22 protein-coding genes are annotated in these 24,700 nt (G+C 72.4%); 9 read left to right on the top strand and 13 right to left on the bottom strand.

Features of this window, described 5'->3' with window-relative positions:
- The gene (locus tag ACGF0J_RS00595) at positions 1 to 1,617 is read left to right on the top strand and encodes an FAD-dependent monooxygenase (RefSeq protein ID WP_393140819.1); all 1,617 of its coding nucleotides are present in this window, start codon (positions 1 to 3) and stop codon (positions 1,615 to 1,617) included.
- 99 nt (positions 1,618 to 1,716) lie between these two features.
- Here the strand turns inward: ACGF0J_RS00595 and ACGF0J_RS00600 are convergent, their stop codons facing one another.
- A complete protein-coding gene (locus ACGF0J_RS00600) occupies positions 1,717 to 2,967 on the bottom strand; it encodes a hypothetical protein (RefSeq protein WP_393140821.1) in 1,251 nt (416 codons plus the stop codon).
- 212 nt (positions 2,968 to 3,179) lie between these two features.
- Here ACGF0J_RS00600 and ACGF0J_RS00605 point away from each other — a divergent pair, with 212 nt between their 5' ends.
- Complete coding sequence (locus ACGF0J_RS00605) at positions 3,180 to 3,488, top strand: MiAMP1 family antimicrobial peptide (RefSeq protein WP_393140823.1); 309 nt, start codon at positions 3,180 to 3,182, stop codon at positions 3,486 to 3,488.
- Between the two features lie 49 nt (positions 3,489 to 3,537).
- On the opposite strand, the gene ACGF0J_RS00610 is transcribed toward ACGF0J_RS00605, so the two are convergent.
- The gene (locus ACGF0J_RS00610; protein ID WP_393140826.1) at positions 3,538 to 3,702 is read right to left on the bottom strand and encodes a hypothetical protein; all 165 of its coding nucleotides are present in this window, start codon (positions 3,700 to 3,702) and stop codon (positions 3,538 to 3,540) included.
- A 389-nt stretch (positions 3,703 to 4,091) separates the two neighbouring features.
- On the opposite strand from ACGF0J_RS00610, the gene ACGF0J_RS00615 reads away from it, so the two are divergent.
- Together ACGF0J_RS00615 and ACGF0J_RS00620 are read left to right on the top strand one after the other, a co-directional pair.
- Positions 4,092 to 4,217: a hypothetical protein gene (locus tag ACGF0J_RS00615; protein ID WP_393140828.1), complete on the top strand. Its 126-nt coding sequence runs from the start codon at positions 4,092 to 4,094 to the stop codon at positions 4,215 to 4,217.
- Between the two features lie 176 nt (positions 4,218 to 4,393).
- Positions 4,394 to 5,026: a LysE family translocator gene (locus ACGF0J_RS00620; protein WP_393140831.1), complete on the top strand. Its 633-nt coding sequence runs from the start codon at positions 4,394 to 4,396 to the stop codon at positions 5,024 to 5,026.
- A 13-nt stretch (positions 5,027 to 5,039) separates the two neighbouring features.
- Here ACGF0J_RS00620 and ACGF0J_RS00625 read toward each other — a convergent pair whose 3' ends face one another.
- From ACGF0J_RS00625 to ACGF0J_RS00645, 5 genes are all read right to left on the bottom strand, one after another.
- Positions 5,040 to 6,221: an AAA family ATPase gene (locus tag ACGF0J_RS00625; RefSeq protein WP_393140833.1), complete on the bottom strand. Its 1,182-nt coding sequence runs from the start codon at positions 6,219 to 6,221 to the stop codon at positions 5,040 to 5,042.
- An 88-nt stretch (positions 6,222 to 6,309) separates the two neighbouring features.
- On the bottom strand, positions 6,310 to 8,277 hold the full coding sequence (locus tag ACGF0J_RS00630; RefSeq protein ID WP_393140836.1) for a beta-propeller domain-containing protein: 1,968 nt from the start codon (positions 8,275 to 8,277) through the stop codon (positions 6,310 to 6,312).
- 40 nt (positions 8,278 to 8,317) lie between these two features.
- Positions 8,318 to 8,479, bottom strand: coding sequence for a hypothetical protein (locus ACGF0J_RS00635; protein WP_393140838.1), 162 nt, complete (start codon positions 8,477 to 8,479; stop codon positions 8,318 to 8,320).
- Entirely contained in the window at positions 8,479 to 8,649 is a 171-nt protein-coding gene (locus ACGF0J_RS00640) for a hypothetical protein (RefSeq protein WP_393140841.1), read from the bottom strand. The genes ACGF0J_RS00635 and ACGF0J_RS00640 overlap by 1 nt, the downstream gene beginning before the upstream one ends.
- A 165-nt stretch (positions 8,650 to 8,814) precedes the next feature.
- Positions 8,815 to 10,857, bottom strand: coding sequence for a protein kinase (locus ACGF0J_RS00645; protein WP_393140843.1), 2,043 nt, complete (start codon positions 10,855 to 10,857; stop codon positions 8,815 to 8,817).
- Positions 10,858 to 10,931: 74 nt separating this feature from the next.
- Here ACGF0J_RS00645 and ACGF0J_RS00650 point away from each other — a divergent pair, with 74 nt between their 5' ends.
- The gene (locus tag ACGF0J_RS00650) at positions 10,932 to 12,422 is read left to right on the top strand and encodes a succinic semialdehyde dehydrogenase (RefSeq protein WP_393140846.1); all 1,491 of its coding nucleotides are present in this window, start codon (positions 10,932 to 10,934) and stop codon (positions 12,420 to 12,422) included.
- A 133-nt stretch (positions 12,423 to 12,555) separates the two neighbouring features.
- Positions 12,556 to 14,520 (top strand): endo-1,3-alpha-glucanase family glycosylhydrolase, encoded by a 1,965-nt coding sequence (locus ACGF0J_RS00655; protein WP_393140849.1) that lies wholly within the window; start codon positions 12,556 to 12,558, stop codon positions 14,518 to 14,520.
- Between the two features lie 61 nt (positions 14,521 to 14,581).
- On the opposite strand, the gene ACGF0J_RS00660 is transcribed toward ACGF0J_RS00655, so the two are convergent.
- Genes ACGF0J_RS00660 through ACGF0J_RS00670 form a run of 3 tightly spaced genes read right to left on the bottom strand, consistent with a single transcriptional unit; the run spans position 14,582 to position 16,732 of the window.
- On the bottom strand, positions 14,582 to 15,445 hold the full coding sequence (locus ACGF0J_RS00660; protein WP_393140852.1) for an SDR family oxidoreductase: 864 nt from the start codon (positions 15,443 to 15,445) through the stop codon (positions 14,582 to 14,584).
- A 36-nt stretch (positions 15,446 to 15,481) separates the two neighbouring features.
- On the bottom strand, positions 15,482 to 16,231 hold the full coding sequence (locus tag ACGF0J_RS00665) for an N-acetyltransferase (RefSeq protein WP_393140854.1): 750 nt from the start codon (positions 16,229 to 16,231) through the stop codon (positions 15,482 to 15,484).
- A 24-nt stretch (positions 16,232 to 16,255) separates the two neighbouring features.
- Positions 16,256 to 16,732, bottom strand: a complete 477-nt coding sequence (locus ACGF0J_RS00670; RefSeq protein WP_393140856.1) for an Lrp/AsnC family transcriptional regulator — start codon at positions 16,730 to 16,732, stop codon at positions 16,256 to 16,258.
- Positions 16,733 to 16,792: 60 nt separating this feature from the next.
- Between ACGF0J_RS00670 and ACGF0J_RS00675 the strand changes: the two genes are divergently transcribed.
- The 3 genes from ACGF0J_RS00675 to guaA all read left to right on the top strand — a co-directional run bounded on the left by ACGF0J_RS00675 (position 16,793) and on the right by guaA (position 20,758).
- On the top strand, positions 16,793 to 18,157 hold the full coding sequence (locus tag ACGF0J_RS00675; RefSeq protein WP_393140858.1) for a pyridoxal phosphate-dependent decarboxylase family protein: 1,365 nt from the start codon (positions 16,793 to 16,795) through the stop codon (positions 18,155 to 18,157).
- 109 nt (positions 18,158 to 18,266) lie between these two features.
- Entirely contained in the window at positions 18,267 to 19,109 is an 843-nt protein-coding gene (locus ACGF0J_RS00680) for an SDR family NAD(P)-dependent oxidoreductase (RefSeq protein ID WP_393140860.1), read from the top strand.
- A gap of 101 nt (positions 19,110 to 19,210) precedes the next feature.
- The gene (gene guaA, locus ACGF0J_RS00685) at positions 19,211 to 20,758 is read left to right on the top strand and encodes a glutamine-hydrolyzing GMP synthase (RefSeq protein ID WP_393140862.1); all 1,548 of its coding nucleotides are present in this window, start codon (positions 19,211 to 19,213) and stop codon (positions 20,756 to 20,758) included.
- A 79-nt stretch (positions 20,759 to 20,837) separates the two neighbouring features.
- Here the strand turns inward: guaA and ACGF0J_RS00690 are convergent, their stop codons facing one another.
- The 3 genes from ACGF0J_RS00690 to ACGF0J_RS00700 form a co-directional block, all read right to left on the bottom strand.
- Positions 20,838 to 22,424, bottom strand: coding sequence for an FAD-dependent monooxygenase (locus ACGF0J_RS00690; RefSeq protein ID WP_393140864.1), 1,587 nt, complete (start codon positions 22,422 to 22,424; stop codon positions 20,838 to 20,840).
- A 135-nt stretch (positions 22,425 to 22,559) separates the two neighbouring features.
- Positions 22,560 to 23,204, bottom strand: a complete 645-nt coding sequence (locus tag ACGF0J_RS00695) for a TetR family transcriptional regulator (RefSeq protein WP_393140866.1) — start codon at positions 23,202 to 23,204, stop codon at positions 22,560 to 22,562.
- A 28-nt stretch (positions 23,205 to 23,232) separates the two neighbouring features.
- A complete protein-coding gene (locus tag ACGF0J_RS00700; protein WP_393140868.1) occupies positions 23,233 to 24,675 on the bottom strand; it encodes a hypothetical protein in 1,443 nt (480 codons plus the stop codon).
- Positions 24,676 to 24,700 lie beyond the last annotated feature (25 nt).

A 24,700-nucleotide genomic window follows, 5' to 3' on the forward strand; every position in this document is an offset into this window, starting at 1 on the left:
ATGACCACCACCATGACTGCCGCGGTGGCCGTGCTGGGCAACGGGCCCGTGGGCCAGACGGCGGCCCTGCTCCTCGCCCGCTGGGGCGTGCCCGTCGTGCTCGTGGACCAGCGGCCACGCCGTGACGGGGTCGGCTCGAAGGCGATCGTGCAGCAGCGTGACGTGCTGGACATCTGGGAGTCGGTCGGCGCCGGCCGGCGGATCGCCGACGAGGGGTTGACCTGGACCACCGCCCGCACGTTCTACCGTGACCGCGAACTGTTCAGCTACTCCTTCGCCGAGGCGGGCCGGCCCGCGTTCCCACCGTTCGTGAACATTTCCCAGTCACGTACCGAGCAGCTCCTCGACGAGCGCATCGCCGCCGAGCCGTCGATCGACGTGCGCTGGGGGCACCGTGTCGTGGACATCGCCCAGGACGCCTCCGGGGTGACCCTGACCTGCCTGACCCCGTCGGGCGAGACCACCGTCCGGACGGCCTACCTGCTGGCGTGCGCCGGGGCGAGGGGGGAGGAGGTGCGGCGGATGCTCGGGGTGCGGTTCGACGGCCGTTCGTTCGCCGACCGGTTCCTCATCTGCGACATCCGCGCGGAGCTGCCCGGGTGGGCCCAGGAACGGCGCTTCTACTTCGACCCGCCGTGGAATCCGGGGCGGCAGGTGCTCATCCACCCGTGTCCAGGCTCGACGTTCCGCGTCGACTGGCAGGTGCCGCCCGACTACGACGACCGCGGGGAGGCGGAGTCGGGCGCCCGGGACGCCCGGATCCGCGCCGTCATCGGCGACCGGCCGTACGAGCTGGTGTGGAGTTCGGTGTACCGCTTCCAGTCCCGTGTCGTCGACCGGATGCGGGTGGGCCGGGTCCTGCTCGCCGGGGACGTCGCGCACGTGGTGTCCCCCTTCGGCGCCCGCGGTCTCAACTCCGGGGTGCAGGACGCCGAGAACGCCGCGTGGAAGCTCGCCTTCGTGCTCCGCGGCTGGGCGGACGGCGCCCTGCTCGACAGCTACCACGCCGAGCGGCACGCCGCGGCCCTGGAGAACCTCGACGTCACCGGCGCGACGATGCGGTTCCTGGTGCCCGAGGACGAAAGGGGGTGGCGGCGCAGGACGTCCGTGCTGGAGGCGGCCCGATCCGATCCGGAGGCCCGTGCGGCGGTGGACTCCGGACGGCTCGCCGAACCGTTCTGGTACACCGGATCGCCGCTCACGACGCCGGCGCCCGTCCGGCCGTTCCCCGGCCGTCCCGCGCGAGGGGCGGTGCCGCCGCCCTGCCCGGGCGTGCTCGTTCCCGATGCGCCGATCTCGACCGCGACGCCCGGCGTGACCAGGCTGCGGGAGGTGGCGCGTGACGGATTCCTGCTGCTCGCCGCCGACGGAGTCGACACCGGCCCCGTGTGGCGGGCGGCGCGCCAGGCGACGTCGGCGCCGGTGCGGCTGCTGCGCCTCGGCGACAGCGACCCGGCGGGCGCGCTGCGCCAGGCGCTCGCCGCGCGTCCCGGCGAGCTGTGGGTGCTGCGGCCGGACGCCCACATCGCGGCGGTCCTGCCCGGCGCCACCCCGTCGTCCGTCGCGCGGGCGCTGCGCCGGGCGCTCGCCATGGCGGCCCGCGCCACGTCACCGTGAGGTGCACGGCCTCCCGGACGTGTCCGGCCCGGTGCCGCCGGAGGGCGCGAACGGCACCGCGCTCATGCTTCGCGCTGGCCGCGGAACGAGGCCCGGCCCTCAGCTCTCCCGGCTCCGGTAGGTGGCCCGCAGGTCGATCAGCTTCTCCCTGGCCACCTCGTCCAGGGCCCGGCGCTGATCCGGGTCCTCCTCCCAGGCGGCCTCCGCGCACAGGACCCTGGCCGCCTCGTGCGGCTCGGCGTCGCGCGCCACGTACCAGACGGTGTCGCCACAGCCGCGCCTGTCATGATCGCGGCGCAGGACCGTCACGATGCCGGAGACGAGGATCTGCCTGGTCCACGGGTTCCTGGCCAGGATCTGCCGGTCCACTGTCAGCCCGTCGTCCATGAGTTCGCCGCCGAGCAGGTCGTCCTCCCACCGCCACACGCGGCGGCTGACGCCCGGTGGCACATGCGAGGCGCCACGGCCTTCGACGGGCACCGAGAACGTCCGGGCGCCGGCGCGGCACAACTCCTTGGCGATGCGCTCGCCGTCGGCGTACTCGCGCAGCCGATCCTCGCCCAGGTCCTGCTCGGACGACGAACCCCACCGCGTCTGCTCGGCGTAGTAGCGGTCGACCAGCGGATCCTTGAAGCGCCCCGCACGAGCCCGCGGCGGGGTGCAGGAGGCCGGGGTGAGCTCCGCGCCGTCGTCGATGTCGAACCCGGCCTCGCGCAGCAACTCGTGAACGGTGACGCCGCTGCCCTCGGCCTTGCGGCGTAACCTCCGCAGCCAGCCGTCGAAGGTGTCCAGGTCCGGGTCCGCACGCAGCGACGCCCAGTCCGCGGCCGCCGAGACCGGCACCGGGACCTCCCGCCGCGCCGGCGGTTGCACGAGCTGCTCGGGTTCGAGGTCGATGGAGTAGTACAGCACTCCACGCGCGATGTAGGAGAACGGCGCCGCGTGCGTGATCGGGTCGAAGACATCCCGGATCGGCCAGAACCTCAGCAGCCATGCCTCCTCGCACTCACCCGTGGCATGTCCGTCGCCCGGCTCTGGCTCACGCAGGTACATGCGAACGCCGTACTCGAACCGCGGCGGCCCGATCAGGAAGTCATGCCCTCTGCCGTCCATCATCGTGACGATCGCGACCACACCACTCTCCGCGACGAACGTCGTCGAACTGACCGGCGTCCACGAGGCGTCCGCGGGCCCCGGCTCGGCGTCCCAGGACTCCAGCCGCACGGCCGCGACGAAGTGGTAGATCTCGTCGGTGGGGGAACCCCACGACGGCAGGTCGGTGCCGTCCAGCCCGAACGTGTTGTACTCGACGTAGATCTCGTCGTCGAGCCTCCGCAGCAACTGTGCCATGCAAGGCCTCCGCCCTGTTGGTGATCATCCTGGCTCGGCGGAGTATGGCCCACCGCACCGACAATCCCGGCCGCGCCGCACACACCTTGACCGTGAACGCTCAAACCTGATCGCGCATGAACCTCAGGATGCGTCGAGCATGCGTTTCATTTACTCACAGTGACGGTATGCATACTCACGGTAGATCGCTGAGACGCATCAGGAGGATCGTCGTGAAGAGAATCGCCCTCGTCCCCGTCATCTCCGCCGCCATGGTCGCCATCATGGGCACCGCCGCGTACGCCTCCCAATACGTGGCCTACGAAGGGCCGGGCTTCACCGGCCGGTCGGTGGTCATCGACCGTTGCGGCCCGTCCAACATCCCCTTCCACGGGTCGTACAAGTGGTACGGCGACGGCCAGAGCGGCCGGATGTACAACCAGCCCGACACGCAGGGTGTGATGCACTTCGAGCTGCCGTCCAACCGCCACGCGGAGCAGCGGACGCCCGTCGGCTGGAAGAGCATCTTCATCGTGTGCTGACGCCCGGCAGTGGCGGCGGACGGGCCGCGGGGGCCGTCCGCCGTCCCGGTCAGGTGGTGGCCGGGGCCGACAGGTTCCGCTTGACGGTGCGGGTGAGGTCGTCGGCAAGGAGCTCCGGCGCGCCGGAAGCGACGGCGTCCAGCGCGGCCGAGGCGACCAGGGCCGGGTCGGCCTTCTGGTCGGCCGGGACGGACGCGGCCATGTCGGTGTCCATGTCGATGCCCTTGGGGGCTGTTGCACGCGCGCGGCGTTGGTCATCGCCCAGCCCGCGGCCTTGCCCGCGCTGTAGGCGCCGTGGTCGGCCAGGTGCACCCAGGAGAGCACGGACAGCACGTTGAGGATCGCGCCGCCGCCGTTGGCCTCGATGACCGGGGCGAACGCGCGTCCTTGTCAACGCCTGGGAAGGTGCGCTCCTCGGCGCCCGCGCCGACCGCTCCGCCGCCGCCTTCGACGCCTTCTTCTCCCTCGCGTTCGGTCCGCTGCTGGCGCCCGGCCCCGCGGCGTAGCGCTCGCCGGCTTTGCCGAAAGATGGCGGCGGGCGGGCGTCCCGCCACCCGGTCACTCCCGAAAGCACCATCAAGCAGACAATTCGGGAGGTATGCCATGGGGATCTGGTTCTTCGTCATGCTGGCCATGGGCGTCATGATCGTCAGCGGCCTGGGGATCACGTTGCTGGGGACGGTGCTGAGGCAGGTCAGGGAGGGCGAGCTGCACATGCGGGCCCGCTGACCAGGACGGCGGTGGTGGCGCTGGGGCGAGAGCTCCGGCGTCCCGTGCTGCCAGGGCCAGGCGGGCCGGCCGCGACGGCCGCGGTTCCCGCCCACGGGGCACGAGGTGAGCGCGCGGGTATGAGGGGTGAGCGCGCGGGCCACGAGGCGAGCGCGGGGGCATGAGACGATGCGGGCATGCCGGTCGACCCCCACCTGCTGTCCCTTTTCCTGCTGACCACACTGGTCGCGATGCTCACACCGGGCCCCGACATGCTGTTCGTCCTGGGCTGCGGGATGCGCGGCGGGCCGCGCGCCGGGTTGCTCGCCACGGCGGGCGTGGCCGCGAGCGAGGCCATTCATGTCGCGGTGGCCGCGGCCGGGCTGGCCGCGCTGTTCGCGGCGGCGCCGATCGCGTTCACCGTGGTGCGCATCGTGGGCGCCGCCTACCTCATCTACCTCGGCGTGCAGCTCATCCGCCGGCGCGGGGAGGGGCACGAGGAGGCGCAGGTGACGGGCGGCGGGATGCCCGGTCGCAAGGCGTTCCTCAGCGGCTTCCTGACGAACCTCGTCAACCCCAAGATGGTGACGTTCACGATCGCCTTCCTCCCCCAGTTCGTGAGCCCGCAGCTCGGGCAGGTGTGGCTGCAGTTCGCGATCCTCGGTGTGCTGCTCATCCTGCTGGAGTTCGCCGTCGACGGCACGGTGGGCGTGCTCGCCGGGCGCATCGGCGGCTGGCTGCGCCGCCGCCGGGCGGTCCGCCGCCGGATCGACGTGGCGACGGGCGGGATCTTCGTCGGGCTCGGCGTGAAACTCGCCATGGAGCGCTGACGGCCGCGCCGCGCTAGGTCGTCCGGAGTTGCCGGCGTGAGCTGAGGCCGAGCTTGCGCAGGGCGTTGGCCACGTGCACCTCCACGGTGCGCGGCGACAGCACGAGGCTCTCGGCGATCTCCCTGTTGGTGAGGCCGCCGGCGGCCAGCCGGACCACCTGCTCCTCCCTGGGCGACAGCGTGCTCAACGGCCGGGCCGGGGCGTCGAGGCGGCGGTGCAGCCTGCGCCGGGCCGCCGGGGTGATCGAGTCGCGGACGGCCTGCCGGGCGAGCGGCTGGCGCAGGGCGTACCGGCCGGATGACTCCTCCACGAGCAGGCCGCGGCGCACCGCCTCGGCGAGGCCGCGCTCGCCGCGCTCCGGCGGGACGCCGGCCAGGTCGGCGAGCGAGCGGGCGGTGGCGGGCTCGCCGAGCACGGCGGCGGCCTGGACGAGCGTGCGCGCCGCCAGCGGCACCGAGGCCAGCCTGAGCAGCACGGCGTCCCGCAGCGCCGGCGGGGTGCCCGGCGGTCTGCCCTCGGCCAGCATGCGGGCGAGCTGCTCGATCGCGGCCGGTACGCCTCGGGTGAGCGGCCACAGGTCGCCGGGGCGAGGCAGGAGTTGTTCGGCGAGCTGCGCGGTCTCCTCGGGGTCGAGCGGGGCCAGCGCGATCTCCGCGTGGTCGATGTGCGGCGGCAGGTGGGCGAGCGTCTCGGCCACCGGATGGCTCAGGTCCTCGGCCCGGTAGGTGAGCACCAGGTTGACGGCGGTGGGCAGGCAGCGTGCCAGGAACGCCAGGAGTTCCCGGGTGTCGGGGTCCACCCAGTGCACGTCCTCGATCACGAGTGTGATCGGCCGCAGCGAGCCGAGCAGCGACAGCACGGCCCTGAACAGGCGGTGCCGCTCGACCTGCCGGTCCGGGAGCGGCGGCGGGGCGGGCGGCAGGAGGTGGGCGACCTCGGGTAGCAGGGGGCGTAACGCGCCGGTGATCGGGTTGAGGTCACGGGGCGGGCTGGCGTCGCGCAGCGCCTCTACCACCGGCCCGTACGGGAAGCGCATCGGATGGCAGCGACCGATCGTCAGGGGCGGCCAGTGGAGCTCGTGCAGCAGGCGGGTCTTGCCGACACCGGCCTCGCCCTCCAGCAGGACGACGGCCGGCGGGCGGCTGAGGACCTCGGCAAGCTGATGGAGCTCCCGTTTCCGGCCCACGAAAGGCATGTCGCACCCGCCCGGTCCGACTGCACCATGTCAGTGGATTTTTCATTATTTGTGGGAGTGTGTCCATACAGCTTGCCGGAGAAGATCCTCACCTGGCGAACGGGATCCACGCCTGCTCGGCCAGTGACGCGGCGTCGTTCACCTGGACGCCGCCCTCGGACAGTGTCCACAGGCCGTCGCCGATGACCAGCGTGCGCTGGATGCCGGGCCGGTAGGCGGTGTCGCCCTGGCGCGTCTCCGGATGCGTGATCATGCCCAGCCTGGTCACCGCCGACGCGTCGATCTTCAACGCCAGCGCGCCCGCCTCGTGGCGGCCCTCGCCGTAGGTGTTGAGCGGGACGACCGCCAGGCCCGTCTTCGGCCAGTAGAGGAACGCGTGCGGATCCCACTCGGCCTCCGACCCCGAATCCTTCTGGAACAACTGGGACAGCCGCCGCGGGTTCGCCGGGTCGGCGACGTCGAACAGCGACACCTGAGTGCCGAGCGTCCTGCCCTGCTCGCTGGCCTCCTGCCCGATGCCGATCAGCCGCCCCTCGCCCGCCGGGTGGAGGTAGGCGGAATAGCCAGTGATCTTGAGCTCGCCGGTCACCTTCGGCGCGGCCGGGTCGCGCAGATCGAGCGTGTAGAGCGGATCCACCTGCCGGAAGGTGACGACGTAGCCGACCGGGCCGATGAACCGCACCGAGTAGATCTGCTCGCCCTTGCCCAGGCCGCCCACCTCGCCGGCCTTCGTCAGGTCGGACGCCCGGAGCACGTGGACGCCGCTGACACTCCGCCTCTGCCCCCGGCCCTCCCCGCCGGTCGTGGTGGCGACGCGCAGGTGGCCGTCGTGCTCCGACAGGGAGTACTGGTTCAACAGCCGGCCGGCCACCTTGCCCGACGCCGCGTAGACGGGCGCGCCCGGCCTGGTCACGTCGAAACGGTGCACCTCGGTCTCCTCCGGCGGCGCCTTCACCTTGGTCACGCCCGGCGTGGGCTCCCCGGGTGACGGCTCGGCGGCCGGGGCCTGGTCCTCCAGCATCACCGGCTCGACGGGCCACCACCAGCGCGGGTTGCTGGCCACGTACAGGCTCTGGCCCGTGCCGTAGACGATGTCGCCGTCGGCGGCCAGCCCGATCGGGTCGGTGCCGGCCGCCGTGAGGCCCTGGGCGAGATCGATGGAGTGCACGGTCAGCAGCGACGTGCCGGTGTAGTCGGTGGGGTGGCTGACCCGCTCGCACGGGACCGTCCGTTTGCTGACCGCGCCGGAGGCGTCGGTGATCTCCATCCTGGGCAGCCACGCCTCGATGGGCGCCTTCCGCACGGCCGCCCGGTTGAGCTTCGTCCGTTCGGCCTCCGCGGTGTCCGGCCCCGCCTCGGGGAAGGTGATCTCGGGCTGGCTGCGGGTCACCAGTCGCACGGTCGAGCCGACCATCCGGGCGTCCACGTGGGCGCCCTGCGGCTTGACCGTGCCCAGCACCTTGGGCGTGCCGGCCAGGTCCACGAGCACGTACCGGGTCTCGCCCATCGGGGCGATGGCCTTGTACATCATGTCGCCGCCCCGCATGAGCACCAGGGCCCGGTCGCCCGACACCAGCAGGTCGGCCGGCGCGTAGGTCGGCTCGTCCTTCTCGGTCAGCCGGAGCGTGGCGGTCACCTTCCGGGTGGCGACGTCGATGACGCGCAGCGTGCCGCCGCTCACCGTGACGACCCGCCTGCCGTCGGTCTTGACCACGTCGGGCTCGTCCACCCCCGCCTCGTGCGTGTTGGTGGTCGAGTGCTCGGCGCTGCCCGTGCTCTTGGCGGCGGTGTCGGACTCCGCCATCGCGGTGTCGCTGCGCATCTGCCGCAGCACGTGCGGACCGCCGAAGCCCCACGGGCCGACGTTCTCGGCGGCGTGCTCGCGCAGCCCGGCGAGCATCTCGTCGCAGCCCCGGTAGGCGACCAGCCGCACGGACACCGGCCGCTGCCCGGCGGCCGGGCCGGCCGGGTCGCTGTCACCGGCGGAGGAGGTGCACGCGGCGGTCGCCGTGGCGAGGAGGGCGGCGGCCACCGCCGTGCGCGTCAGCGTCTTCATGACCTTCTTGACGGATCGGCGCGCCGAGCGGTTCAGGTCCTCACCGGGGACCGTGCAGCAGACTGGCCGCCTTTTGAGAGGGGTCACACAGGGCGTCGGTCAGGCCGACCGTCCGTGCGGCGGTGACGTCGCGCACGGCGCCCGGAACGGTGGACCCCTCACCGCGTTCGATCTGGGAGACCCGGCTTCTGGTCACGCCCATCAGGTCAGCGACCTCGGTCTGGACAGGCCCAGGCTCTTGCGCCGTTCGGCCAGCCGGTAGCCGTCGATGTAGGCCTGATTACGCCGCCGGGCCTCGGCCACGGCCTCCTCGCCGCCGGAGGTGGCCACGATGGCGGCGCGGACGTCGCTCCACTTGGGAAAACTCGTCATCGGTCCTTCTCCTCCGCCTCGCGTTCGGTCAGGTACTTCTCTCATACGGCTCTTCGGCCTGGGGGATGGCTCGCCGATACCAGCTCGACCAATCCCCGGACTTGTCCCCGCCGACCAGCAAGATGGCCGACCGCTCGATGATCGTCGGTGGGCGGTCAGGACAGGTCAGGAGCCCGGATTGATCGTGAAGACCGGGCTGAGATCGAGGTTCGCCGGTATTTCCAGGAGCTTGCGGACCAGGCGCCCGTCGAAGCCCACGACCTGGATCTCGTCCTTGTCCGCGTTGTCCTGCTCCCAGCAGTAGAGGTGCCCTTCGTCGTACCACCCGAGCACCTTGTCGCAGTCGGAGGAGAAGGCGCGCACCTTCTTGCCGGTGTCGGTGTCCCAGAGGCAGTGGTCGCCGCCGCCGCCCGGCGGGCAGTTCGTCGCGAACAGCTTGCCGGAGGGGGAGAAGATGTCCTGGGTGCCGGAGGGCAGCGTGCCGACGTTCCGCAGCGTGCGGGTGACCGTGCCGGCGGCGTCGAAGAAGCGCAGCCCGCGCTCGCCGTGCACGTTGACCACGCCGTCCTCGCCGGCGTCCCAGCCGAAGCCCGTCGTGCGCGTGGAGCCGCCGGCCACGGTGCGCACCTTCGCCGTGGTCGTGGCGACGTCGACGACGACGAAGCCCGGGTAGATCCAGTCGTCCTCGCCGTCGCGGTTCTTGATCTTCTTCTCGATGTTCAGCAGGATTTTCGAGCCGTCCCTGGACCAGGCGCGGATGCTGCTGATCAGGGGGTCCCGCACGGTTTTGACCGAGGAGGTGGAGCCCAGCTTGCGGTCGGTGATGACGATCGAGTCGTAGTCGTCGGAGGTGTAGGTGCGGCCCCGGGTCGCGAGGTAGCGGCCGTCAGGGGAGAGCTTGGACTCCCAGGTGCGCGCCTGCTTGGCGAACGTGCCGCGCAACGACCGCCGGGAGTAGTCCACCCACTCGTCGCTCTTGTCGTCGAAGATCTCGTACGAGGTGAGCGTGACGGGGTCGGACGGGTGCTCGAAGAGAGTGATCGCGCCGCCGGCGAGCCGTTTCCTGGACGGGGTCGGCGTGGCCGTCGGGCGGGGTGAGACCGGCCGGTCAGTCGTGGGGGTGGCGCTCGCCGGGGAGGCGGTGGCGGTCGGCTTGTCACGGGCGACCACGAGCGTCACACCCGTCAGGACGAGCAGCGTGACGGCCACGCTCGCGCCGATGACGACGGGGGCCTTCCTGCTGCGGCCCGGTCGCTGCGCGGCCGGCGACGGGTACGCGGGGGAGAAGTTGGTGGGCGGCGGGCCGTACCCGGGCGGTGGCGCGCCGTAGGAGGGCCCGGCCGGGCCGGCGGCCGCGGCGGCCTCGGCGAGGATGCCGGAGCCGCCCCGCGCTCCGCTCACGGGGTGCTGGAGCAGCCGCATGATCACCTGCTCGGCGGTCGGCCGCTGCGCCGGGTCCTTGGCGAGGCAGGTGAGCACCACGTCGCGCAGCGCTCCGTCGAGCACTCCCACGTCGGGCTGCTGGTTGAGCACCCGGTTGATCACCGCGGGCATGGTGTCGCTGCCGAACGGCGCGTGTCCCGAGGCGGCGAAGACCATCGTGCCCGCCCACGAGAACAGGTCGGCCGCCGGCCCGACCTGGTGGCCCATGATCTGCTCCGGCGGCATGTACGCGGGCGTGCCCACCGGCATGCTGCTGATCGTCGAGGTCGCGTTCAGCGCGCGGGCGATGCCGAAGTCGATCACCCGGGGGCCGTCGGCGCCCAGGAGGACGTTGGCCGGCTTGAAGTCGCGGTGCACGATGCCGGCCTGGTGGATCGCCGCGAGCGCCGTGGCCGTGCCGATGGCCAGCCGGTGCAGGGCCGACCCGGTGCGCGGCCCGTCCTCCTGCACGACCCGGTGCAGCGACCGTCCGTCGATGAACTCGCTGACGATGTACGGGCGGTCCTGCTCGATGCCCGTGCCGAGGACGGCCGCGGTGCAGAACGGCGCGACCCGCTGGGCCACCTGCACCTCGCGCAGGAACCGCTCGACGCTGACCTGGTCGCCCGACTGTTCGGGGCGCAGCCACTTCACGGCGAGCCGCGTGCCGGTCGCGTCCGTGGCCAGGTAGACGACGCCCTGGCCGCCCTCGCCCAGCCGGCCGATCAGGTCCAGGCCCGCCAGCCGTCGCGGGTCGCCGGGTCGGAGCGGAGCAAAGGAAGGCATGAGGGGATTGTGGCCCTTTGTCGAGGATCCGGGAAAACTACCGGTCGGTAGCCAGGGCGGAATATCCTTCGGTCATGCACACGACCCGGCAGATCACCGCGCCGTTCACCGGTGAGCCCCTCGCGGAGCTGCCCCTGTCCAGCGCCGACGACGTCAGCGCCGCCTACGCCAAGGCCCGCGCGGCGCAGGCGGAGTGGGCGGCGCGGCCGGTCGCCGAGCGCGTGCGGCCGTTCCTGCGGCTGCACGACGCGCTGCTCGACCGCCGCGGCGAGATCCTCGACATCGTCCAGAACGAGACGGGCAAGGCGCGCAAGCACGCCCTGGAAGAGGTGCTGGACGTCGCGGGCTGCGCGCTCTACTACGCCCGCCGCGCTGCGCGGCTGCTCGCCCCGCGCCGCCGCCAGGGCGTCTTCCCCGTGGCGACGCGCGTGACGGAGCTGCGCCGCCCCAAGGGGGTGGTGGCCCTGATCACGCCGTGGAACTACCCGCTGTCGCTCGGCGTGACCGACGCCGTGCCGGCCCTCCTCGCGGGCAACGCGGTCGTGCACAAGCCCGACACGCAGACCGCGCTGTCGGCGCTGTGGACCATCGACCTGCTGGCCGAGCTGGGCATGCCGCGCGAAATCTGGCAGGTCGTGTTGGGCGAGCCGGCCGACATCGGCGACGCCCTGCTCGACGGCGCCGACTACGTGGCCTTCACCGGCTCCACCCGCGGCGGCCGGAAGATCGCCGAGGAGGCGGCCAAGCGGCTCATCGGCTGCTCGCTCGAACTCGGCGGCAAGAACCCGATGCTGGTGCTCGACGACGCCGACCTCGACCGCGCCGTGCAGGGCGCCATCCGCGCCTGCTTCAGCAACGCGGGCCAGCTCTGCCTGTCGATCGAGCGGCTGTACGTGCACGCGAGCGTGTTCGACGTCTTCGCCGAGCGGTTCGCCGCGCAGGTGCGCGCCATGAAGCTGGGGCCGGGGCACGACTGGTCGGTGCAGATGGGCTCGCTCACCTCGCGCCGGCAGCTCGACACGGTCACCGCGCACGTGGCGGACGCGCTGGCCAAGGGAGCCACGCTGCTGGCCGGGGGCAAGGCCAGGCCGGACCTCGGGCCGCTGTTCCACGAGCCCACGGTGTTGACCGGGGTGACCGCGGACATGGAGCTGTGCCGCAACGAGACGTTCGGCCCGGTGGTCGCCCTGCATCCGTTCGCCTCCGACGACGAGGCTGTGGAGCTGGCCAACGACACCATCTACGGGCTCAACGCCTCCGTCTGGACCGGCGACCTCGCGCGCGGCCGCGCCCTGGCCGCCCGCATCAGGGCCGGGACGGTCAACGTCAACGAGGGGTACGGCTCGGCGTGGGCCTCCTACGACGCCCCCATGGGCGGCATGAAGGCGTCCGGGCTGGGCCGCAGGCACGGCGCGGAGGGTCTGCTGCGCTACACCGAGTCGCAGACCGTGGCCTCGCAGGCGTCGTGGCTCGGGTTCGAGCCGCCGCCCGGCGTGCCGTACGAGAAGTGGGCCGGTGTGCTGAGCACCACGTTGAAGACGATGCGGCGGCTGCGCCTGAAATGAGAGGGATGGCCGACCTGCCCGATCTATTCGACCTATCCGAATTGCCAGATATAGCGTTTGATCTTGCCCCATCCTTGGCTGTGCGAGGCGACTCCGCCTTCGCCGGGTCAATCCCGACAGCCAAGGGAGTTCCATGGTCAACCGATATCGGACGCCGCTGACGGCCGTGGCGGTCGCCGCACTGCTGGGGACCGCCGCCGTCGCCCCCGCGCAGGCGTCCGCCGTCGCCCCCGTCAGCGTGACCGTCGCCGCCGCCGAGGACGTGTTCGTCAGCCAGGCCGAGCCCGCCAAGAGCTTCGCCACCGCGACCTGGATGAGCGTCTGCGGCACCGGCTGCGGGAGCGCCGCCGCGGGGCAGCGCGTCGCCCTCACCCGGTTCAAGGTCGCCGGCATCCCGGAGGACGCCGAGGACGTCAAGGTCACCCTGGACGTCGTCTCAGCCCGGACGACGGACACCACCGTCTCCGTCCGCCAGGTGACGGGCGCCTGGACGGAGGCCGCCACCACCTGGAACACCCGGCCCGCGATCGGCACGACCGCCATCGCCTCGCACACCGGCTTCACCGCCGGCGCGACCGCCAAGCTGGACGTCTCGTCGGCCGTCAACGGCGACGGCACGTACGCGTTCGCCCTCACCGGGACGGACGCCACCGCCACCGTCCTGATGTCGTCACGCGAGACCGGGAACCGCGGGCCGAAGCTCACGATCACCTACACCGGGGGCACCGGGGACACCGGGGACGAGCCGACCGGCGGGCCGCTGCCCTTCACCCTCGCCGGCACGGCGGCGCTGCGGGCCTCGGGCAAGAAGGTGTTCGCGCACTACTTCACCCCGTACCCGCTCTCGCTCGACAACCAGGCGCCCGCGAACGACTACTACGCCAGGAACTACCTCAAACCGGAGGGAGAGAGCGGGAAGCACTCCGCGTACGGCGGGCTGCTTCGTGACCGGCCCCTGGGCCGTGCCCCGATCACGGGCGACTACGCGACGGCGGACTTCAAGACCGAGGTGAAGCAGGCCATCGCCGCCGGCCTGGACGGCTTCACCGTCGACATCCTCTCCGTGACCAGCGCGCACTGGACCCGGGTGCAGAACCTCATCAAGGCCGCCGAGGCCGTCGACCCCGGATTCAAGATCGTGCTCATGCCGGACACCAACGGACTGGCCTCGGTCGACAGCGACGCCCTCGCCGCCGCCATGGCCAAGCTCGCCGCCTCCAAGTCGGTCTTCCGACTCGCCGACAACCGCCTGGTCGTCGCCCCCTTCAAGGCCGAAGGGCGCACCGCCGCCTGGTGGTCCGGCTGGATGAAGACGATGGAGAAGCGGCACGGCATCAAGGTCGCCCTGGTGCCCTGCTTCCTCGACTTCGCCAAGCACCGCGACGCCTTCGCGTCCATCAGTTACGGCTTCTCCAACTGGGGCAACCGCAACCCGGCGGCCAACTCCGGCCTGGGCACGAACATCGGCCGCGCCCACGGCATGGACAAGATCTGGATGCAGCCGGTGTCCGTCCAGGACGAGCGCCCGAACCAGGGCATCTTCGACGAGGCCGGCAACACCGAGAACCTCCGGGCCACCTGGAAGGGCGCCATCGACGGCAAGGCGGACTGGGTCCAGCTGACCACGTGGAACGACTACTCGGAGAACACCCAGTTCGCCCCCTCCAGGAACGCGGGCTGGACCTACCTGGACATCAACGCCTACTACCTGACCTGCTACAAGCTCGGCTGCCCGAAGATCACGAACGACACGGCGTACCTCACCCACCGGATCCAGCCGGTCGCGGCACGGTCCTCGTTCGCGCAGACCAAGCTCATGAGGCTGCGCGGCGGCAGCACGGCGGCGCGTGACACCGTCGAGGTGCTCACCATGCTGACCAAGGCGGCCAGGGTGTCCGTCACGATCGGCGGCACGACCCAGAGCTACGACGCACCCGCCGGCGTGTCCGCCAAGACGTTCCCGCTGAAGGCGGGTACGGCGGCCGCCACCGTCACCAGAGGCTCCGCCGCGGTGGCGAAGGTGGTCTCGCCGTACGCGATCACCACGACGCCGCAGGTGCAGGACCTGCACTACCGGGCGGTGTCCAGCGGGCGCTGACCCTGTGCGCTGACCCTGTGCGCCGACCCTGCGCGCCGACCCATGGAGGGCTGCCCGGCGGTCAGCCGGGCAGCGTCTCGCCGCCGATCGGAGCGAGGATCTCGCCCGTGTAGTACGACGACAGCCGCTCGCTGGCGAAGAACACGTACGACGGCGCGATCTCGTCCGGGTGGGCCGCCCGCTGCATCGGCACCTGCTCGCCGAACGAGCCGACCTTCTCCTCGGGGAACGTCGCCGGGATCAGCGGCGTCCACACCGGCCCCGGCGCGACCGCGTTGACCCTGATGCCCCGCTCGACCAGGTTCTGGGCCATCGCGTAGGTGAAGGCGTTGATCGCCCCCTTGGTCGCCGAGTAGTCGAGCAGCGTCTTGTTGCCGCGCAACCCGTTGATCGACGAGGTGTTGATGATGGCGGCGCCCTCGCGCAGGTGCGGCAGGGCGGCCTTGGTGACGCGGTAGTAGCTGTGGATGTTCACCGCGAAGGTGTGCTCCCACTGCTCGTCCGTCAGCTCTTCCAGCGAGTCGACCGGCGCCTGGTAGGCCACGTTGTTGACCACGACGTCCAGCCCGCCGAGCCCGTCCACGGCCTGCTGCACGACCGACGCGCAGTGGTCGCGGTCGCCCAGGTCGCCGGGCAGCAGCACGCAGCGCCGCCCGGCCTGCTCGACCAGCTTGCGGGTGTGGTTGGCGTCCTCGTGCTCGCTGAGGTAGGCGATGGCGACGTCGGCGCCCTCCTTGGCGAAGGCGACGGCGACGGCCCGGCCGATGCCGGAGTCGCCGCCGGTGATCAGCGCCCGCCGGCCGGACAGCAGCCCGCGGCCTTCGTAGTCGCGCATCTCGTCGCGCGGCTCGGGCGTCATCTCGCCGGTCCTGCCGGGGTACGGCTGGGTCTGCTCCGGCGGTGTGGAGTCCTGGTTCTGAGACATGTGGAGGCGCTTGCCCGCAGCCGGGCAAGGCTAACGTCAGTCCCGCGTCAGCGGATGGCTCACCCAGACGTTCGGCTCCACGTACACGGCGTGGTCGTGGGGCACGTCGCAGTGCACGGGGCTGAGCGCGCCTGGCACCTCGACGGGGCCGCTCCGGTCGAACGGCAGGCCCGTCCACGCGCGCCACTCGGCCAGGGTGCCGGCGACCACCATCGAGCGGGGCGCCACCTTGACGATCCGCCCGCCGGCCCGCACGTGCACGCGCAGCCACGCGTCGTGCGGCAGGCCGTCGTCCCGGGTGCGCGCGACGTACTCGGTCATCGGCGTGCGCGGCTCCAGGTGCTTCAGGTTGGGCCGGACCGGCGCCACCAGTTCGGCGAACCCGAGCCGGGCGGCCTGCTCGCGCAGCGCGGCCACCATGCGCGGTGAGACGCCCGTGCCGAGCCGGTCACGTCGCACGGTGATCTCCAGGGCGGAGACCCGGTCCGCCGCGAGCCCCCGCTCGCGCGCCAGCCAGCCGCGCCGGATCACCGCGTCCCAGCCGCCGTCGGGCAGCTCGTCGTCCTTCGACGTGTACGGGACCATGCACGCGCGCGCCACCAGCCGGCCGGGCTCCGCCTCGTCGTCGGCGACCAGGACGTAGTCGGCGTACGCCTGCTCGGCGACCGCGTAGAACAGGTCGGCGAGCGGGTCCTCGAACATGAACGCCGGCCACGAGTGGTCCATGTCCCAGAGGGAGGCGGCGAACTCGGGACGCTCGGCCAGCGTGGTGATCCGCAGAGACATGCCGCACATTGTCGCATCCTGGCGCTACATGTCGGCGGGTCGCTGCACGGGCTGGTGCTCGGTCCTGAAGACCAGCGTGGTGTGCATGTGCACGATCTCCGGCCGGATGAGGAACCGCTCCAGGACCAGCCGGTGCAGGTGGTCGGCGTCGGCCACCGCCACGTGCACGAGGAAGTCCTCGGCGCCCGCGACGTGGAACAGGGTGATGGTCTCCGGCAGGTCCAGCACGAACGCCCGCAACGGGTCCACGAGCTGGCTGGTGTGCGGGCGGACCCGCAGGGCGAGCAGCGCCTGCAGCGGCCGGCCGAGGCGGGCCGTGTCCACCGAGGCGCGGAAGCCCGTGATGATCCCGCGGCGGCGCAGCGAGCGCACCCGCTCCAGAGCGGTGGACGGCGCGACGCCGAGCCGCTCGGCCAGGTCCTTGTTGGGCAGCCGCGCGTCGTTCTGCAACTCGGCCAGGATGGCCAGGTCCACCGCATCCAGTTCGGCGTTATGCGCCATTGTCGCCCTCCGATTCGCCGACAGTAGCAACATACCGACGAAGCAACCACCATTTCTCCCATGTGGAACATCGAAGAGTTCACCGAGGCGGCGGAGGTCACGGTGGCGGCACTGGCCGCGTACGTGGACGAGAGCCAGCGCGGCGCCGTCCCGGTCCTCAGGCGCCGGCCGCCCCGGGAACTGGCCGACCGGTTGGGGCTGCGCGAGCTGATCGAGAAGGGCGGCATGACGCCGGCCGCCTACGCGGACTTCCTGCGCGTCTTCCTCGCCGAGGGGACGCGGCTGCACCACCCCGCCTACCTCGCCCACCAGACCGCCTCGCCCGACTTCCCGGCGGCGCTGGCCGACTTCGTGCACGGCGCCACGAACAACCCCATGGCCGTCTACGAGATGGGCGCGGCGGCGGCCACGGTGGAGTTCGAGGTGCTCCGGTGGATGCTGGCCAAGGTGGGGTTCCCTGAGGGGGGCGGCGTGCTCACGCACGGCGGCTCGCTGGCCAACCTCACCGCGCTGCTCGCCGCGCGGGCGCGAGCCGTCCCGGACGCCTGGCAGAACGGGCTCCCCGGCGACCTGGTGATTCTCGCGCCGCCGGCGGCGCACTACTCGGTCTCGCGCGCCGCCTCCATCCTCGGGCTCGGGCAGCGGTCGCTGGTGCCGCTGGCGACCGACGCGCTCGGCAGGATCGACGTGACCCGCCTGCCCGACGTCTCGGGGAGGCGGGTGATGGCGCTGGTGGCGGGCGCGTGCGCCACCGGCACCGGCCTGCACGACGACCTGCGCGCGATCGGCGCGTGGTGCCGCGAGCGCGGGATCTGGTTCCACGTGGACGGCGCGCACGGGGCCTCCGCCCTGCTCAGCGAGCGCCACGCGCACCTGCTCGACGGCGTCGATCTGGCCGACTCGGTCATCTGGGACGCGCACAAGATGCTGCGCACCTCGGCCCTGGCCGCCGCCGTCCTCGTGCGCAGGGAGGGCGACCTCGACGCGGCCTTCAGGCAGGAGGCCAGCTACCTTTTCTACGGCGACCAGGGCTTCGACCTCATCAACCGCACCGTCGAGTGCACCAAGGCCGAGCTGGGGCTGAAGATCTTCATGAACCTCGCCTGGCGCGGCGAGCGCGGCATCGGCGACTACGTGGCCGGCCGTTACGACACCGCTCACCGGTTCTGGGAGCTCGCCCGCCGGCGGCCCGGCTTCCACCTGCCGTACGAGCCGGAGAGCAACATCGTCTGCTTCCGGTACGGCGGGGCGGACCAGGCGGCCCTGCGGGAGCGGCTGATGCGGGACGGCTCCTTCCACCTGTCCTCGACCGAGCTGGACGGTGTCCGCCACCTGCGCGTCACGGTGATGGCCCCCGCCACGGACGACCGGACCCTGGAGGCCCTCCTCGACGAGATCGCCGACGTCGCCGCCATCGCCGCCTGACGGACGCCTGGCGGGAGGCCCGTCGGGACGCCTGACGAGAATCGCCGAAGCACCCTGGACTCGTGGGCCCGATCCTGTAGCGTCGAAACGAGCGCTAGGGAGGCTTCGGGTGCGAGAACTCTCCGGCAAGGTCGCGGTGGTCACGGGCGCGGCGAGCGGCATCGGCAGGGCACTGGCCGTCCGCTTCGCGGCGGAGGGCATGTCACTGATGCTGGCCGACGTCGATCCCGGCGGCCTCGCGGAGACGGCGCGGCTGGCGGGCGACACCAAGGTGCTGACCCAGCTCGCCGACGTGTCCGACGAGGACTCGGTGCGCCGGCTGGCCGACCGCGCCTTCGGCGAGCTGGGCGCCGTCCACCTGCTGTGCAACAACGCCGGCGTCTACCAGGGCGGTCACCTGTGGACGCGCACCCCCGAGGACTTCACCTGGCTGCTCGGCGTCAACCTGTGGGGCGTGCTGCACGGCGTCGGCGCGTTCGTCCCGCGCATGATCGAGCAGGACACCGAGGGCCACATCGTCAACACCGTGTCGGTGGCGGGCCTGCTGGCCGGGCCGCGAGCCGGCGGATACGCCGTCAGCAAGTACGCCGCGCTCGCCGCCTCGCAGGCGCTCGCCCACGACCTGATCGCCACCGGCTCCAAGCTGCGGGTCACGGCTCTGTGCCCCGGCGCGGTCCGCACCCGGATCAACCGCTCCGAACGGGTGCGCCCGTTCCACCTGGCCGTCGCGCCCACCCCCGACGGCCTCGACCAGCAGAGCCGCGTCGACGCCGCAGCCGACGCCGCAGTCGACGCCGCTGTCGACAGGGGCATCGACCCGGCGCGGGTGGCCGACATGGTGGTCGACGCCGTCCACGAGGAGCGCTTCCTGCTGCTCACCCACCCCGAGTACGAGACCGACCTGCGCCGGCAGACCGAGACCCTGCTCGCGGGCGGGCTGCCCGCGCTGTAGCCGGCGCCCGGCGAGCAGCCGTCGCACCGGGCCCGTCCAGGCCGAATGAGCACTGCCGATACACTGAGAGGCACCGCATTCGCCTTTGGGGGGTTGTCTCGGTGTCTGAGTTCGACACAGTGCTGGTGGTCGACTTCGGCGCGCAGTACGCGCAGCTGATCGCCAGGCGTGTGCGCGAGTGCCACGTCTACTCCGAGATCGTCCCTTCGACGATGCCGGTCGAGGAGATGCTGGCCAAGGAGCCCAAAGCGATCATCCTGTCCGGCGGGCCCTCCTCGGTCTACGCCGACAACGCCCCCGCCGTGCCGCACGGGCTGTTCGAGACCGGTGTGCCGACGTTCGGCATCTGCTACGGCTTCCAGGCGATGGCCCGGGCGCTGGGCGGCGAGGTGGCCCGCACCGGCGTCGCCGAGTACGGCGGCACCCAGCTCGACGTGCACCGCGAGGGTGTGATCTTCGCCGGGCTGCCCGCCGTCCAGAAGGTGTGGATGTCCCACGGCGACAGCGTCGCCGCCGCCCCCGACGGTTTCACGGTGACCGCCTCGACCCGTGAGACGCCGGTCGCCGCCTTCGAGCAGCCCGAGCGCGGTCTGTACGGCGTGCAGTTCCATCCCGAGGTGCTGCACAGCGAGCACGGCCAGGCCGTGCTCAGGCACTTCCTCGACGCGGCCGGCTGCCGCCCGACGTGGACCATGCTCAACATCGTCGAGGAGTCCGTCGAGGCGGTCCGCCGGCAGGTGGGCGACGGGCGGGCCATCTGCGCGCTGTCCGGCGGCGTCGACTCCGCCGTGGCCGCCGCGATCGTCCAGCGGGCCATCGGCGACCGGCTCACCTGCGTGTTCGTCGACCACGGGCTGCTGCGCAAGGGCGAGGCCGAGCAGGTCGAGCGTGACTTCGTGGCCGCCACGGGCGTGAAGCTGCGCGTCGTCGACGCCGCCGACCGCTTCCTCAAGGCCCTCGAAGGGGTCAGCGACCCGGAGGAGAAGCGCAAGATCATCGGGCGTGAGTTCATCCGCGTCTTCGAGGACGAGCAGCGCGCGATCATGGCCGACGGCCCGGTCGACTTCCTCGTGCAGGGCACCCTCTACCCCGACGTGGTCGAGTCGGGCGGCGGCACCGGCACCGCCAACATCAAGTCCCACCACAATGTCGGCGGCCTGCCCGACGACCTCCAGTTCGAGCTGGTCGAGCCGCTCCGCACGCTGTTCAAGGACGAGGTGCGCCGGGCGGGCGAGGAGCTCGGCCTGCCGGCCGCCATGGTGTGGCGGCAGCCGTTCCCCGGTCCCGGCCTCGGCATCCGCATCGTCGGCGAGGTCACGCGCGAGCGGCTCGACCTGCTGCGCGAGGCCGACGCGATCGCCCGCGAGGAGTTGTCACGCGCCGGCCTCGACCGCGACATCTGGCAGTGCCCGGTGGTGCTGCTCGCCGACGTGCGTTCCGTGGGCGTCCAGGGTGACGGCCGCACCTACGGTCACCCGGTGGTGCTGCGCCCGGTGACCTCCGAAGACGCGATGACGGCCGACTGGTCGCGGGTGCCCTACGACGTGCTGGCGCGCATCTCCACCCGCATCACCAACGAGGTGCCCGAGGTCAACCGGGTGGTGCTCGACGTGACGAGCAAGCCGCCGGGCACCATCGAGTGGGAGTGACCGCCGGCGACGGGCACGCCTGACGGGCGCGCGGCGCCGTACAGCTGCCCGCCAGGCGACCGCCTCCTGACCGGAGCCGTCAGGCGGCGGGGCCGAACCAGCGGGTCAGCGCGGCGCGCAGGGCGGCACGCTCGCCGGGGCCCGGACGAGCCGAGTCCGTCGCCCAGGCGACGTGGCAGTCGGGCCGCAGCAGCAGCGCCGTAGCGGCGCGATCAACGACGCCCGAGCCGTCACCGGTGCCGGCTGGGGTGGGTCGGGGTGTGCGGGCGATGACCGCGTCCACCCTGTCGGCCCAGCCGGACGTCTCCTCGGCCAGGCACGCGTCCTCGGTCAGATCCAGCAGCAGCGGCCGGGCGTTCCGTGTCAGCTCGGCAAGCCGGACCCGGCCCGGCTCCAGGTCCAGCACCAGCTCGGGAGCCCACCGGCCGGTCAGCGGATGACCGTCGTCCGGCCCCATGGCGTAGCCGACGTCCGAGCCGGCCAGCAGGCCCGCCATACGGCCGACGGTGTCACGGTCGCCGAGCAGCTCCGCGAACACCTCGCGCAGCGCCGTGACGTCGCCGCCCGGAGCGATCAGCGCCGTCTGCGCCCGCGTGTGCATGACGACCCGCCGCGCGACCGGCCGCCGCTCGCTCTCGTAGGTGTCCAGCAACCCGGGCGGGGCCCAGCCGTGGATCTCGGCGGCCAGCTTCCAGCCCAGGTTGACCGTGTCCTGCAGTCCCAGGTTCAGGCCGGGGCCGCCGATGGCGCTGTGCACGTGGGCGGCGTCACCGGCCAGCAGCACCCGGCCCGCCCGGTAGCGGTCGGCCAGTCGCGTGCTGCCGCCGGTCAGCCTGCGCGACAGGTGCGGTCCCTCGCCGACGGGCGGGCAGAGCGGCAGGTCCACCCCGAGTACGCGGCGGACGCTCCGGCGCAGCTCGTCCAGCGTCATCGGCCCCTGCTCGCCGGCCGGCCCCCACTCCAGCGTGGTGACCGCCGCCGGGCGGGACGGGAACGGCGCGTACGCGAACAGCCCCCGGTCGGTGCGGTGGTGCATGAACGGCGGGACGAGGCCGTATCCGGGCACGTCGAGCCCGCCGGTCTCCGGGTCGATCAGCTCGGCCGGCACGCTCACGTGAGCGGTCCGCGAGACCGTGTCGTCCCTGGTCACGCCGGGGAAGCCGATGCCCGCCAGCTTGCGCGTCACGCTGTGCCCGCCGTCCGCCCCGACCAGGTGACGGGCGCGCAGCCGGTAACCGCCGCCCGGCCCCTCGATCACGGCGGTGACTCCGGCGTCGTCCTGCGCCAGCCCCACCAGCTCGTGACCTCTGCGGATCTCGGCGCCCAGCTCGGTCGCCCGCCGTTCCAGCACCTCCTCGACCCGGAGCTGCGGCACCGGGAGGAGGCAGAGCGGGTTGTCGTCCAGGCTGCTCAGGTCGAGCGGTAGCGCGCCGAACATGTAGTGCGGCGCCGGCCGGGGCGGCCCGGGGTCGCCGCTCAGCGGTTCGTACAGGCCGCGCCGGTCGAGCATGCGCACCACCTGGCCGACCAGGCCGTTGGCGCGGTTCTCCGTGGTGCGGGCGGGCAGGCGGTCCAGCACCACCGGCCGTACTCCGGCGAGGCTCAGCTCGCAGGCCAGCATCAGCCCGTTCGGGCCTCCACCGGCGATGATGACGTCTGCGGACACGGCGGTCCTCCTTGGTGGGCTTCGGCATTCGGGCATGGCGCGGCGACCCGGCCGCTCCCGTGTCCGGGTGCGCGGGTCTGCGCAGGAGTGCTCAAAGGGCGGGCCGGCGGCTCGGCCCGGGCGTCGGGCGGACGGTCAGGGTTGGGGGAGTCCGGCGGCGAGCTGGCCGAGGGCGTCGCGCAGCAGGTCGGCCATCGAGACGGGCGGCTCGGCGCGCAGCCACTGGTCGGTGGCCACCGTGATGGCCGCTCCGACCGCGCCGGCCACCAGGCGCGGGTAGAGGTTACGGGCGACGTCGGTGCCGGTGCGCTCGGCGATCGCCGCCGCCAGCTCTGCCTCGGCCGCCACGCCGGCCTTGACGAACTCGTGCTGCAGCGCCGGCTCGGCGACCATCAGCCGGACCCCCGCGAGCCACTGGTCGGAGGTCCCCTCGAACCCGGAGCCCGCGTGGTCGGTGCCGGTGTCCTCCATGGCGAACCGGGTCAGGACCGCGCTGGTGACGGCCTCCCACAGGGGCCTGCCGGCCGGCTGGGCGCGCAGCTCCTCCGCGATCAGCAGGGCCCGGTCGAGGTGGCGGGCCGCGATGGCCTCCCCCTTGCCGGCGAAGTAGTTGTTGAACGTGCGGGGCGAGACGCCCGCCTCGGCGGCGATGTCCTCGACGCGCACGTTGTCCCACCCGCGCTCGACGGTCAGCCGGATGGCGGCCCAGCTCAACGCGATGCGGGTCTGCTGCTTCTTGCGCTCCCTCAGGCCGGGGCGCCCGGCGTCCTCGGTTCCCACGACCATGACTGTAGCTAAGTTTGCGCGATCAGAAAAGATGCGTGTCCGGCAATTTTTGCTCGGCGTCCGTCTCCCGGCGTCCGCGCGGCAGGCGCGCCACGCTCGCCACCAGCAGCGGGAGGAGCAGCATCCCGACATGGACGGGGGCGGCCATGTAGCGGAAGTCCTGGGCCGAGATGTTGGCCAGGATGACGAGCTGTTGTCCCGCCACCACCGCCGCCACGGCCGGCGCGTACCTGTTGCGCAGCGCCCACGCGGCCAGCCCCACCGCCAGGTACGACACGTACGACCAGAGCGCCCCCCGCCACAGCAGCCAGTCGTGGCGGGGAGCCGCCGCGTGGAGCAGCCACGCGTCGGCCACCTGGTAGAGCTCCTGAGAGACCGGCCGCAACGAGAACAGGTGCCGCTCCGGGAAGTCGGGCACCTTGTCCGGGCCGACGTAGGCCTCGGCGGTCGGCCTGCGGGAGAAGTGGTAGGTCTCGCCGCCGACGGCCGACTCGTCCTGAGTGATCTTCCAGGCGATGGCGCCCCGGCACAGCCGGGCGTCCACGACGAGGCCGGGCCGTCGCAGCAGCAGGCGCTTCCAGAGGTCGAGCAGCTCGCCCGCCCGCGCGTCGGCCTGCCGCCAGTTGAAGTCGTCCCGCCAGATCAGTGGGTTGATCGTGTGGCAGGTGCCGCCGGCCGTCCAGCGCGACAGCGGCGCCACGCCCGCCATGACGGCCCGGTCCCGGTGGTCGAACAGCTCCGGATGCCCCCGGTACAGCACCGCGATGTCGCCGAAGGCCGTGTGGTACACGTACGTCCTCGACGGGGTGGCGATGCCGACAGCCGGGAACGCCAGGTTGGTGAGCAGGAGCGGAATCGCCGCCGCCGTCGCGCCGACGAGCGCCAGCCGCACCCTCATGACCCGGACCACGAGCACCAGCACGACGACGGTGACCGCCACGATCAGGAAGCCGTTCGCCCTGAACAGCCCCAGCGCCGTCAGAAGCGCGCCGAGCCCGGCCAGCCGCCGGGGGGTGACGGTCCGCGCCGCCGCCATGCCCGCGCACGACGCCGCGACGGCCACGACGCACAGGGTGAACGGCACGTCCTTCCACAGGGTGACCGCGAACGCGCCCACCGGGGGCAGCAACGGCATCAGCACGGCGACCGCCGTCGTGGACCGAGGCGGCGCGCCGAGCGCCCGCAGGGCGGTCGCCAGGTAGGTGAGCGTCGCCGCCATGGCCGTCGTCTGGAGCAGCGTCACCAGGCCGAGATCGCCGCTGACGCGCACGCTGAGCCACAGCAGGGCGTCGTAGACGACGGAATGGTCACTCACCCAGGGACCGGCCATCGTGTGGCTCAGGTAGAGCACCGAGTCCCGGCTGAACAGGCCGGGATGATAGGCGAGCCACCAGCACCCGAGCACGGCCTGGATGGCGAGGAAAGTCGCGAGCGTCCCTGGTCGCGATGCCTTCGCGTTGTGCATGACCCCCATCCCGGCCGGCGGGACC

The sequence above is a fragment of the Nonomuraea sp. NPDC047897 genome, from assembly GCF_043204415.1.
Taxonomy (GTDB): domain Bacteria; phylum Actinomycetota; class Actinomycetes; order Streptosporangiales; family Streptosporangiaceae; genus Nonomuraea.